Origin of the sequence: Streptomyces sp. NPDC093510 (assembly GCF_040683555.1) — a bacterium.
In the GTDB taxonomy this organism is placed as follows: domain Bacteria; phylum Actinomycetota; class Actinomycetes; order Streptomycetales; family Streptomycetaceae; genus Streptomyces.
In genome coordinates, this window is the sequence record NZ_JBFBEE010000015.1 from 206,942 (window position 1) to 218,545 (window position 11,604).

At 71.8% G+C, this 11,604-nt stretch carries 8 protein-coding genes; 2 read left to right on the forward strand and 6 right to left on the reverse strand.

The genetic code is table 11. The features are described 5' to 3' along the window. Nucleotides 1–32 precede the first annotated feature (32 nt). Together metG and AB0N81_RS25135 are read right to left on the reverse strand one after the other, a co-directional pair. On the reverse strand, nt 33–1,661 hold the full coding sequence (gene metG, locus AB0N81_RS25130; RefSeq protein ID WP_365361983.1) for a methionine--tRNA ligase: 1,629 nt from the start codon (nt 1,659–1,661) through the stop codon (nt 33–35). Nucleotides 1,662–1,788: 127 nt separating this feature from the next. Next, the gene (locus AB0N81_RS25135; RefSeq protein WP_365361985.1) at nt 1,789–2,985 is read right to left on the reverse strand and encodes a VWA domain-containing protein; all 1,197 of its coding nucleotides are present in this window, start codon (nt 2,983–2,985) and stop codon (nt 1,789–1,791) included. Between the two features lie 474 nt (nt 2,986–3,459). Between AB0N81_RS25135 and AB0N81_RS25140 the strand changes: the two genes are divergently transcribed. After that, nucleotides 3,460–5,553 carry a PhoX family protein gene (locus AB0N81_RS25140; RefSeq protein ID WP_365361987.1) on the forward strand — a complete coding sequence of 698 codons (2,094 nt, stop codon included), beginning with the start codon at nt 3,460–3,462 and terminating at the stop codon, nt 5,551–5,553. A 34-nt stretch (nt 5,554–5,587) separates the two neighbouring features. On the opposite strand, the gene AB0N81_RS25145 is transcribed toward AB0N81_RS25140, so the two are convergent. Then, on the reverse strand, nt 5,588–6,574 hold the full coding sequence (locus tag AB0N81_RS25145) for a LysR family transcriptional regulator (protein ID WP_365361989.1): 987 nt from the start codon (nt 6,572–6,574) through the stop codon (nt 5,588–5,590). A gap of 221 nt (nt 6,575–6,795) precedes the next feature. Here AB0N81_RS25145 and snpA point away from each other — a divergent pair, with 221 nt between their 5' ends. Then, nucleotides 6,796–7,455, forward strand: a complete 660-nt coding sequence (snpA, locus tag AB0N81_RS25150) for a snapalysin (protein ID WP_365361991.1) — start codon at nt 6,796–6,798, stop codon at nt 7,453–7,455. A 105-nt stretch (nt 7,456–7,560) separates the two neighbouring features. On the opposite strand, the gene AB0N81_RS25155 is transcribed toward snpA, so the two are convergent. The 3 genes from AB0N81_RS25155 to AB0N81_RS25165 are packed head-to-tail and all read right to left on the reverse strand — an operon-like array spanning nt 7,561 to nt 11,553. After that, a complete protein-coding gene (locus AB0N81_RS25155) occupies nt 7,561–9,567 on the reverse strand; it encodes an FUSC family protein (RefSeq protein WP_365361993.1) in 2,007 nt (668 codons plus the stop codon). A 44-nt stretch (nt 9,568–9,611) separates the two neighbouring features. Continuing rightward, nucleotides 9,612–10,658 carry an endonuclease/exonuclease/phosphatase family protein gene (locus tag AB0N81_RS25160; protein ID WP_365361995.1) on the reverse strand — a complete coding sequence of 349 codons (1,047 nt, stop codon included), beginning with the start codon at nt 10,656–10,658 and terminating at the stop codon, nt 9,612–9,614. 4 nt (nt 10,659–10,662) lie between these two features. Next, nucleotides 10,663–11,553, reverse strand: coding sequence for a hypothetical protein (locus AB0N81_RS25165; protein WP_365361997.1), 891 nt, complete (start codon nt 11,551–11,553; stop codon nt 10,663–10,665). Nucleotides 11,554–11,604 lie beyond the last annotated feature (51 nt).

Consider the following 11,604-nt stretch of genomic DNA (forward strand, 5'->3'; position numbering starts at 1 on the left):
TGGCGGGACTTCCCGCGAAACCTAACGTACCGCTACGCGGTCGGCTTTTCCTCCAGGCGGGGGAACAGGACCGCGCCCTTCGTGACCGTCGCGCCCGCGGGGAGCGTGCCCCATGTGCCGGCGGCTCGGAGGTCCTGGTCGGCGAGGGCGCCCAGGAGGGGTTCCGCGCCGAGGGAGTCCCAGAGCTTCTGGGAGGTGTCCGGCATGATCGGGTTGAGGAGGACCGCCACCGCGCGGAGGGATTCCGCCGCCGTGTAGAGGATCGTCGCCAGGCGGGCCTTGCCCTCCGGGCTGTCGTCCTTGGCGACCTTCCACGGCTCCTGCTCCGTGATGTAGCCGTTGACCTGCTTCACGAAGTCGAAGATCGCCAGGATGCCGCCCTGGAAGTCCAGCTCCTCGCCGATCGCGCGGTCGGCGGTCGCGACGGCCTTGGCGAGGCCGTCCTTGACCGCCTGCTCGGCCTCGCCGGGAGCGGTGGCCTCGGGCAGCTCGCCGCCGAAGTACTTGCCGACCATCGCCGCGACGCGCGAGGCGAGGTTGCCGTAGTCGTTGGCGAGCTCGGAGGTGTAGCGGGCCGTGAAGTCCTCCCACGAGAACGAGCCGTCGCTGCCGAACGCGATGGCCCGCAGGAAGTACCAGCGGTACGCGTCCACGCCGAAGTGGGACGTCAGGTCCTGCGGCTTGATGCCCGTCAGGTTCGACTTCGACATCTTCTCGCCGCCGACCATCAGCCAGCCGTTCGCCGCGATCCTGCCGGGCACCGGCAGGCCCTGCGCGAGCAGCATCGCCGGCCAGATCACCGCGTGGAAGCGGAGGATGTCCTTGCCGACCAGGTGGACGTTCGCGGGGAAGGTCGACTCGAACTTCTCCTGGTTCGCGCCGTAGCCCACGGCCGTCGCGTAATTCAGGAGGGCGTCGACCCAGACGTAGATGACGTGCTTGTCGTCCCAGGGGACCTTGACGCCCCAGTCGAAGGTGGAGCGCGAGATGGACAGGTCCTGCAAGCCCTGCTTGACGAAGTTCACGACCTCGTTGCGCGCCGACTCCGGCTGGATGAAGCCCGGGTTCGCCTCGTACAGGGCGAGGAGCTTGTCGCCGTACTCACTGAGCTTGAAGAAGTAGTTCTCCTCCTTGAGGAGCTCCACCGGCTTCTTGTGGATGGGGCAGAGCTTCTGCCCCTCGAAGTCGCCCTCGCCGTCGATGAGGTCCCCGGGGAGCTTGTACTCCTCGCAGCCCACGCAGTACGGGCCCTCGTAGCCACCCTTGTAGATCTCGCCCTTGTCGTAGAGATCCTGGACGAACTCCTGCACGCGGTCGGTGTGACGCTTCTCCGTCGTACGGATGAAATCGTCGTTCGCGATGTTCAGGTGCTCCCAGAGGGGCTTCCATGCCTCGGTGACGAGCTTGTCGCACCACTCCTGGGGGGTGACGTCGTTCGCCTCGGCCGTGCGCATGATCTTCTGACCGTGCTCGTCCGTGCCGGTGAGGTACCACACCTTCTCGCCGCGCTGACGGTGCCAGCGCGTGAGCACGTCCCCTGCAACGGTCGTGTAGGCGTGGCCCAGGTGAGGAGCGTCGTTTACGTAGTAGATGGGGGTCGAGACGTAGTACGCCTTCGCGTCTGCGCTCGTCCCCTGCTTCTCGGATCCAGTGGCCGCCATGGTCGAAATCCTAACGGCCTTGTGAAGATCCACTCACCTCGATTCCAGGGGGTGGACCGGTGGCCTCCGGTACAACCGGTGGCTTCCGGTGGCTTCCGGTACGCCCCCTGGAATGTCGTACGCCGGGTTACGGGCGCCAGGACGCCAGCAGGCCCTCGTACAGCTCCTTGTCCGTGAGCTCGCGCGGGGCCGGGCCCGCGTGGAAGAACGCGGCGTTCTCCGCCTTCAGCTTGCGGAGGTAGTCGAAGCCCTTCGCGTCGTGGTCGCCGAACGCCACGAACTGGAAGAAGAGGGGGTGGGCGGCGGCGTCCTTCAGTGCCTGGGTCGCCGGGCCCTTCGCGTCCGGGGCGCCGTCCGTCTGGAAGATCACCAGGGCGGGGGTGCCGTTCTCCTTGTGCTCCGACTTCTCGTAGTGCGCCACTACCTCTTCGATCGCTCGGTGGTAGCTGGTGCGGCCCATGCGGCCCGCTGCCGCGTGCATCTCGTCGATACGGCCCTCGTGCTCGGGGAGCGTGAGGGTGCCGGTGCCGTCGATGTCCGTCGAGAAGAAGACGACGTGCACGGAGGGGTCGGTGGCGTCCGGGGCCGTGTGCGCGGCGAGGGCCAGGATCTGCTCGCCCAGGCTCTGGGCGGAGCCGTCCTTGTAGTACGGGCGCATGGAGCCGGAGCGGTCGAGGACCAGGTAGACCTGGGCTCGGGTTCCTGTGAGGTTGTTCTTTTTCAGGGCTGTGGCGGCGGCCTTGTACGCGGGGGCTAGCCCCGGGGCTTTGGACCGTACCTTTGCCGCGGAGATGGCGGGCTTTCCGTTGGCCGGGGTGTGGTTGCCCCCCGCGTCCGGGATGACGTCAGCCTTCGGCTCGGGGTCGGCCTCAGCCGCTGCCTCAGCCTTCGGCTCGGGCTCGACCTCAGGGGTCACCTCAGCCTTCGGCTCGGGTTCCGGGTCGACCTCACGAACGCCCTCGTCATCGGTGCTCGGCACCGGGGGCTGTGCCCACCCGTCCCGCCCAGCGGGACGATTGCCCACAGCGGTGGCGGCTTCGGCCTCGGCCTCGGCTTCAAACTCGTCCGCCGCGGGGGCGGGGGCGGACTTCGGCTCGGGGTCGGCCTCAGGGGTCGCCTCAGCCTTCGGCTCGGGGGTAGTTTCCGGCTCGGCCTCAGGGGTCGCCTCAGCCTTCGGCTCGGGGTCGGCCTCAGGGACGCCCTCGTCATCGGTGCTCGGCACCGCGGGCACAGCGGTGGCGGCCGCGGGGTCGGCGGCGCTCGGCGTCGGGGACTGTTGGGGGACCGTTACCTTGTCGAAGGCTGCTGCTACCAGGTCGTCCACCGTGGAGGGGGACGGTTCCGGGCTCGGGGAGGGGACCGAAGCCTTGGGGGGCGGGGTCGGCTCGGGGGACGGGGACGGGAGGGTCACCGGCTCCGAGGGCGCTACCCCCTGCTCAGGCGTAGTCGCACGCTCAGGCTCCCGTGCCTCCGGAACGCTCTCCTTGCGTGATCGTCCGAACGCGTTCCGCAGGCGGTTCAGAATGCCCATGTGCGCAACCCTTCGCGTGAGTTGATTCCCGAAAATCCCTGGCCAGGGCGGACACGTAAGGTTAGCCGCCGCCGTAGGCGATCTTGGGCAGGGTCGTACACCGGTACCCGACTCCTCACCCGCCCGAACCACCCGCGGGACAGCCTGGCGTCAACTCCTTCCCGTGCGCCACGGATTCACTCTCCGTTCACTCTCCGGCCTTCGCCCTGCTGAATACCGCCCATAGCGTCACGGCGAAAACAGGCCACGCCACACGACGGAGGACCCGTGCGCAAGCTGCTGCCGATCATTACCTCGCATCAGGGGAGCGGCGGCCGTTCCGCCCTGACCTGCCGCTTCCGCTGCGGCGACGCCTGCTTCGGCGAGGTGCCGAACACCAGCGAGAACGAGTACGTCGGGGACGTCATCGCCGGTGCGCTCAGCCGCCGTTCGATGATGCGTGCCACCGCCGTGGTGACCGTCGCCGCCGCCGCGGGCGGCGCGGTGATAGCCGACCCGGGAGCCCCGCAGGCCGCTGCCGCCGCACCCGTCGGCCGCCCCAGCGACAAGAAGAGCAAGGGAGCGCGCGGGCTGCGGTTCGCGCCCGTCGCGCCGAACACCGCCGACACCGTCACCGTCCCCGCCGGGTACGAGCAGAACGTCGTCATCCGCTGGGGCGAGCCCATCCTGCGCGGCGCCCCCGCCTTCGACGCCGCGAAGCAGACCGCGAAGGCGCAGGCCGGGCAGTTCGGGTACAACAACGACTTCCTGAGCCTGCTGCCGCTGCGGCGTGAGCGCGGACGTCAGGTGCTGGTCGCCAATCACGAGTACACGGACGAGATCCTGATGTTCGAGGGGTACGACCCCGAGAACCCGACCCGCGAGCAGGTCGAGATCGCCTGGGCCGCGCACGGCCTGTCCGTCGTCGTGGTGGAGGACGAGCGGCGCAGCGGGAAGTTGCGTGCCGTCTCCCGGCACCACCTCAACCGGCGGCTCACCGCGACCAGCCGGTTCCGCCTCTCCGGGCCGGTCGCTGGCAGCCCCCTCGTCCGTACGAAGGCCGACCCGCGCGGCACGACCGTGCTCGGCACCCTCAACAACTGCTCGGGCGGCACCACGCCGTGGGGCACGACCCTGCACGGCGAGGAGAACTTCAACCAGTACTTCGCCAACGCCGCGAAGGTGACCGACCCGACGACCGCCGCGCGCCTCAAGCGGTACGGCGTCACCGGCGAGGCGTCCGAGCGCAAGTGGGAGAGGTTCGACCGCCGCTTCGACCTCGCCGAGGAGCCGAACGAGGCCAACCGTTTCGGCTGGGTCGTCGAACTCGACCCGTACGACCCGGACTCGACCCCGCGCAAGCGCACCGCGCTCGGCCGCTTCAAGCACGAGGCCGCGCAGCCCCGCCTGACGCACGACGGCCGCCCCGTCGTCTACATGGGCGACGACGAGAAGTTCGACTACTTCTACAAGTTCGTCAGCAGCAAGCGCGTCGCCAAGGGCACCTCCCGCGCCGCGCACGAGCACAACCTGAGCCTCCTCGACGAGGGCACCCTGTACGTCGCCAAGCTGACCGGTGACTCCCCGGCCGAGGACATCGACGGCAAGGGCACGCTGCCGGAGGACGGGGAGTTCGACGGGAGCGGTCGGTGGATTCCGCTCGCCACCGCCGGGCCCGGCGGGAAGGCCGTCAGCCACGTCGACGGCATGACCGCCGACGAGGTGTACGTCTTCACGCGTCTCGCCGGTGACAAGGTCGGCGCCACGAAGATGGACCGGCCCGAGGACATCGAGCCGTCGCCGCACACCGGCAAGGTGTACGTCGCCCTCACCAACAACTCCGACCGCGGCAAGGCGGGGAAGGCGGGCGCCGACGAGGCCAACCCGCGCAACCTCAACAAGCACGGGCAGATCCTGGAGCTGACCGAGCGCCGGGGCCGCGCGGAGGCGACGACGTTCGCCTGGTCGCTGTTCCTCGTCGCCGGTGACCCGAACGACCCCGCCACGTACTTCGCGGGCTTCCCCAAGGAGCGGGTCTCCCCCATCTCCTGCCCCGACAACGTCGCCTTCGACCCGCACGGCAACCTGTGGATCTCCACCGACGGCAACCAGCTCGGCTCGCACGACGGCCTGTTCGGCGTCGCGACGCGCGGGGACCGGCGCGGTGAGCTCAAGCAGTTCCTGACCATGCCGAACGGCGCCGAGACCTGCGGGCCGATCATCCAGGACCGGCGCGTGCTCGTCTCCGTGCAGCACCCGGGCGAGGTCGACGGCGCGTCGGTGGAGAAGCCGGCGAGCGCCTGGCCCGACGGCCCCGGCAAGATCGTCCGCCCGTCGGTCGTCTCGGTGTGGCGCGAGGACGGCCGCGACATCGGCGTCTGATGCGCCGGGCAGGCCGGAGTGGAGGCGGCGAGCGTCAGCGGGTGGCCGGGACCAGCGTCCCGCCCGTCGTCCCGCCCGTCGTCCCGCGCGCGTCGCCGGCCCGCAGCAGCCACTCCGTATAGGCGGGCGCCTGCCGCGCCTCCTCCCAGTAGGCCGCCTCCAGCTCGCCGTACACCGCGTCGAGCTCTTCCTCGGTGCGCGCCGTCAGGATGAGGCGTACGCCGAGGGGGTCGCCGTACAGGGGGCGTACGGCCATGTCGGTCCTGCCGCGTGACGTCGGCTGGCAGAGGGCGACGACCTCGCCCGTCGCGACGAGAGACGCCGCGGTGAGGTAGTCGCCGTGCAGGACACGGGGGTTGAGGCCGGCCGCGGTGAGGACGCGCCGCAGGCCGTCCCACTCCCCGTCGACCGTCGGGTCGACCATCCAGCGGTCGTCGGCGAGGTCGGAGAGGCGTACGACGGGACGGTCCGCCGCCGGATGGTCGGCGGCGAGGGAGACGAACTGCGGCTCCCGGTCGAGGAGTATCCGTCTTCGCAGGGTCTCCGGCAGCCGCAGCGGGCAGCCTTCCACCTCGTGCACGAAGGCGATGTCGAGCTGGCCGGTCGCCACCATGCGCAGCAGCGCGTTCGCGGACACGTCCATCTGGAGCGACATCTCGGTCCCCGGCAGGCGCGCGCGGAGCCTGCGCAGCCAGCCCGGTATGGCGCGGCTCGCCGTGGAGCCGATGCGCAGCTGCGGCCCCTCGGCGGCGCGGGCGGCGGCCGCCTTCGTCTCGGCGACCAGCGCCCGCATCTCCGTGACGAGGGGGCGGGCGCGGCTGAGGACGACCCGGCCGAGCGGGGTGGGCCGGCAGCCGGTGCGCTCGCGGGAGAAGAGCTGGCCGCCGAGCGTGTGCTCGATGCGCCTCAGCTGGGTCGTCAGCGACGGCTGGCTCATGCCGAGCTGCCGGGCGGCCTTGTGCAGGCTGCCGGTGTCGGCGATGGCGCACAGCGCGCGGAGGTGCCTGACCTCGAGCTCCATGTCCGATGAGCGTAGAGGCGGTACGGCCGCCGCACCAGACGCTCAAACCCCATGAGAACCGGCCGTTCTGGGCAGGCCGGGTCCCGGCGATAGCTCCGCGCTATCGCGAGTTGCCATCATTCCCACGCGCCCCACCCTCCCCGACACTCACAGCTACCGAACCGTTCACCTTTCATCGACTGCCCCACGCGGTCGTGGAACGAGTAGGGAGCCCCCCACACATGAACAAGCGTTACCTGTCTGTCGCCGCCGTCCTCGGCCTCACCGTGGCCGGACTCGGCGCGACCTCGGCGTCGGCCGTGACCCCCGGCGCCGCCCCGGCCCCCGTGGCCTCGTACGCCCAGTACGAGGGTTCAGCCGCCGAGGCCAAGGCCAACAAGGCGTTCTTCGAGGCCGTCGTGAAGGCGGTCGCCGAGAAGCGCGCGGCCAACCCCGGTGCGAAGTCCGTGACCGTCACCTACGACGCGTCCGGAGCCCCCTCCTTCGCCCAGCAGATAGCCGGCTCCACGTCCATATGGAACGGCGCCGTCTCCAACGTGAAGCTCCAGGAGGGCAGCTCGGGCGCCAGCTTCGAGTACCGCGAGGGCGACGACCCGCGTGGCTCGTACGCGAGCACGGACGGCCACGGCAACGGTTACATCTTCCTGGACCACGCCCAGAACCAGGAGTACGACTCGACGCGCGTCACCGCGCACGAGACCGGGCACGTGCTCGGGCTGCCGGACACGTACGACGGTCCTTGCAGTCAGCTGATGTCGGGCGGCGGGCCCGGTCCGTCCTGCACGAACGCGCAGCCGGACGCGGCTGAGCGCTCGAAGGTCGAGCAGCTCTGGGCCAATGGGCTCGCCAAGGCGCTGCACAAGGTGAACGCGGCTCGCTAGCGCGGTGCTGTAACGGGAATCCCGGTTGTCGGGGAGCTGCGGGCCGGCTGTGGCTGGCCGCGCAGTTCCCCGCGCCCCTTTGGGACGCCCCTTTCAGGCGCGCCTTCAGGGCGCCTTCGGGGAGGCGATCGCCCTTGCCGCGCTCACCTCCTGTCGCAGAGGCTCCAGGACGCTGTCCTTGGGGGCGTCCGTGAAGGTCACGTGGCCCTTCTCCAGGATCACTGACTTGCGCAGCCGGTCCGCCAGGCCCTCCAGCTCGCGCGCCACTTCGGCCACCTCCTCCGGGGCCGGGGCGGCCGCACCGTGCCGGATGCGGACCCTCGCGGCCGTCGTGGCGTCGAGGATGCGTTCGACGGCGACGACCAGGGGCCACCAGGCGGCCGCGCGTGTGCCGGTGGGCGGGGGTTCGGTCAGGGCGCGCTGGAACTCGGAGCGGACGACGGACAGGTCGCGGTAGAGGCCGCGGCGCATGCGGGCTCGCTCGGCGGGTTCTCCGTTGGTGCCGAACGCGCACTCCACGTACCGGGCGGTGTCCGCCACCGCGTCCGCGAGCCGGTCGCCGATCCGGGTGCCCCAGCTCTCCGGCCAGAGCAGATAGCCCGCGATCAGCGTGATCCCGCAGCCGATCAGGCTGTCGACGAGGCGCGGTACGACGAGGCCGAGGCCCTGGTGGTTGAGGATGTCGGAGAGCAGCAGGATGACGGGGGTGATGGCCGCCGTCTGGTAGCCGTACCCGCGGGTGGTGAGGGCCGGGATGAGCGGGGCGAGCAGCATCATCACGGGCACGTCCCACCAGCCGTGCGGCACCTCGGCGAGGACGGCGGCGGCGACGACCAGGCCCGCGGCGGTGCCGAGTGCGCGGAGCACGGCCCGGGAGAAGACCGAGCCGAAGTCGGGCTTGAGGACGAAGGTGACGGTGAGCGCCACCCAGTACGACCTGGGGACGTCGATGAGCGAGACCAGGGCCTGGGCGATGCCGATGCACAGGGCGAGGCGCAGGCCGTAGCGCCAGGAGGTGCCGGAGAGGACGACGTTGCGCGCGGCGCGGCGGGCGCGGACGCGCAGGGCGGCGGGCCGGCCGAGGCGGTCGTCGGTCTCGATGGCGCCGAGCGGGTCGGGGTCGGCGAGGGTCTCCGCGGCGTGCAGCACGGCGTGGTCGAGGGCGCGGGCGGCGTGGTCCTGCGGTTCGGGGATGCGGGAGGCCGCCCGGGTGGCGGGGCCGCTTCCGGGGGCGTGCGCGGTGCCGCCCCGCTCCACCGCGCCCGCCAGCGCGCGGACCGCGTCCGGCACTTCGGGGGGCAGCCGTACGCAGGCGTGCCGGGCGGCCTGGTCGGCGGCGGGGGCCGCTTCGAGGATGGGGGTGAGGGCGTTCAACTGGGCGACGAGGCGAACCAGTTCCGGGTTGCGGCCGTGGTCGCGGGTGCGGCGGGCGAGGACGAGGTCGTAGCTCTGGTTCAGCGAGGCCGTGACTGCGGTGCGCGCGTCGCCGTAGCCGTCCGTGCCCGCCGTGTCGAGCAGCGCGGCCACCGAGCGGTAGGCGGCGGCGACGGCGGAGCGTTCGGGGACGCCGGAGCGCAGTGGCCAGGCGAGCAGGGCGAGCGTGAGGACGAGGAGCCCGCCGCCGGTCATCAGGAGCGGGGCGAGCCACCACTGGCCCGGCATGGGAAGACCGGCGCCGACCACGGAGTTGAGCAGCAGGAGCAGGCCCGACACGGAGGCGACGGCGCCGATCGTCGACATCATCCCGGAGACGAGCGCCACGAGGGTGACGGCGCCGACCGCGACCCAGCCGTGCCCGAAGACGAGCGAGCCGAGGGTGACGCCGATGGCGCCGAACAGCTGCGGCACGGCGATGTTGAAGATCCGCATGCGGTAGGCGTCGGCGGTGTCGCCGATGACTCCGGAGAGGGCGCCCATGGAGGCGAGCGCGCCGTACGTGGGCTGTCCGGCGAGGATGCCGATGGCGAGGGGGAGCGCCATCGCCACGGAGGCGCGGGCCGCGGCCGCCCAGGGGATGGGCGCGGACTGCGGCTTGAGGGACCTGACCAGCCAGTCGGGTGGGGTGAGCGGGCTCAGTGAGACCGGACGGGCGGGAGGGGACTCTCGGGGCATGCGCCCATTATCGGCGCTTTACGTGACTTGCCCTGGCCGGAGGATCAACGCTCTGTTTCCGGTTTGTGGAGGGTCAGTGTGACGGCGAGGGCCCGGTGGTCGGTGTTCCCGATGTCGAGGAAGCGGGCGTCGCGGGCGGAGAAGTCCGGCGTGGCGAGGACGTGGTCGATCTGCGCGCCGAGCGGCGCGGGCGCGGCGGCGGGCCAGCTCGGGGTGCGCGAGGCGCCGGTGAGGCGGGCGGCGTCGCGCAGCCCCTCGTCCAGGAGCGCGCGGAACGCGGCGTGGTCCTGGGTGGCGTTGAAGTCCCCGGCGATGATGGTGGGCCGCCCGGACCCTGCGGCCGCGTAGTCCTGGAGCTTGCCCAGCTCGGAGCGCCACAGGCCGACCCCGCGGGGCAGCGGCGGCATGGGGTGCGCGAGCTGTACCCGTACGGGATGCCCCTGGACGTCGGCGACGGCGCCGGGCATCCCGAGGGTGGCTTCGACACCGGCCGCGCTCTTCAGCGGGACCTTGGCGAGGATCACGGAACCCTCCGCGCCGTACGCGTCGACGGCCTCGCGGTAGGGGTAGTCGGCGCGGGGCAGCTCCTTGCGGAGCAGGGCCGCGCAGCGGGGGTCGCACTCCTCGACGAACAGCAGGTCGGGCCGCTCCTCGCGGACGGCACGGACCAGCCCGGCCGTCCCCTGCCCGAACTCGACGTTCGACGTCAGCACGCGCAGCTCGGCGACGGCGGGCCCGCGCGGCGCGTCGGTGTTCCCGTACGGCTCCATGTACCAGGCGACGAAGCCGAGCGCGACGACGCCCCACACCATGCCGGCCCGCCACCGCCCGAGCACGGCCATCAGGAGTCCGGCCCCGGCGGGCGCGAGCAGCCAGGGCAGGAACGCGAGCAGCTGCGGCACGGGCGTGAAGCCGTCGGAGTCGGCGGCCCGGAAGCCGATGACGGCGCTGACCCCGGCCAGCAGCACCCCGGCACCCCACGCGGCGGCCCGTCCCGCGCGCCGCCGCGGCGCCCGCTCGTCCCGGTCCTCGTCGGCGTCGGGGGCGACGGCCACACTGCCCGCGCCGCCCACGCTGTTCACACTGTCCATTCCCTCAGAGACGGGGCGGGGCCGTCGACGGTTGCCCCGCGCCGCGGTGGCGCAGGCGCGGGACGAGCCAGGTGGCGAGGGCGGCGACGAGGGCCACCGCGATGATCACCCACGCCGTCACGCGCAGCGTCTCCGTCAGCGCGTCGAACACCGCGCCCGCCGCGTCCCGGGAGATGTCCGGGGGAAGGTCGTCCATGGTCACGGCGCGGCCGACCGCGACGGCGGCCACCAGGGCCGCGGCGCCGATGGCCATGCCGAGCGCCGTGCCGACGGCCGCCCTGCGGCGGCGGGCGGCGAGCAGCAGCCCGGCGGCCGTCAGGACCGCCGCCGCCACCGCGGGCCAGACGCCCGCCACCTGCAACGCGTGGAAGCTCTTCCAGAGCCACCCGAGGTCCTCGGACTGCAGGACCGTGACCTCCGTGTGCTGCACCGGGATCTTCGACGCGAACGGCACGCCGTCGTCCTGGAGTTGCCGTTTGATCTGCTCGGTGATGGGTGCGAGGTCGATGGTCACCTCGCCGTTCGAGTCGTCGTTCAGGGCTGACTGCACGGCGTCGTGCGCCGCCCGGTTCGCCGCGTTCCAGGCCGTCCTGTACGCGTCCGTCTCCGTGAACGACGCCACCGCGTCCCGTACGAACGACTCGACCGTGCCCTGCAACGGGCCCACGTCGATCTCCGTCATCACCGAGTCGGTGACCGCGTCCCCCACCGCCGACCGCACCGCCGGGTCGGAGGCGAGCGGCGCCATCGTGGCGACGTAACTGTCGCGGTCCCCGATCTCGTACTTCGCCCAGATGGAGAGCACGCCGAGCGGAACCAGGACGCAGGCGAGGATCAGAAGGACGACGGGGACGACGGGGACGACGGGCAGCGGACCGCGGACGGATTTCGGCACGCCTCCAAGGCAAGACCCCGGTCACGCGGAACGCGACCGGGGCGACTGCAT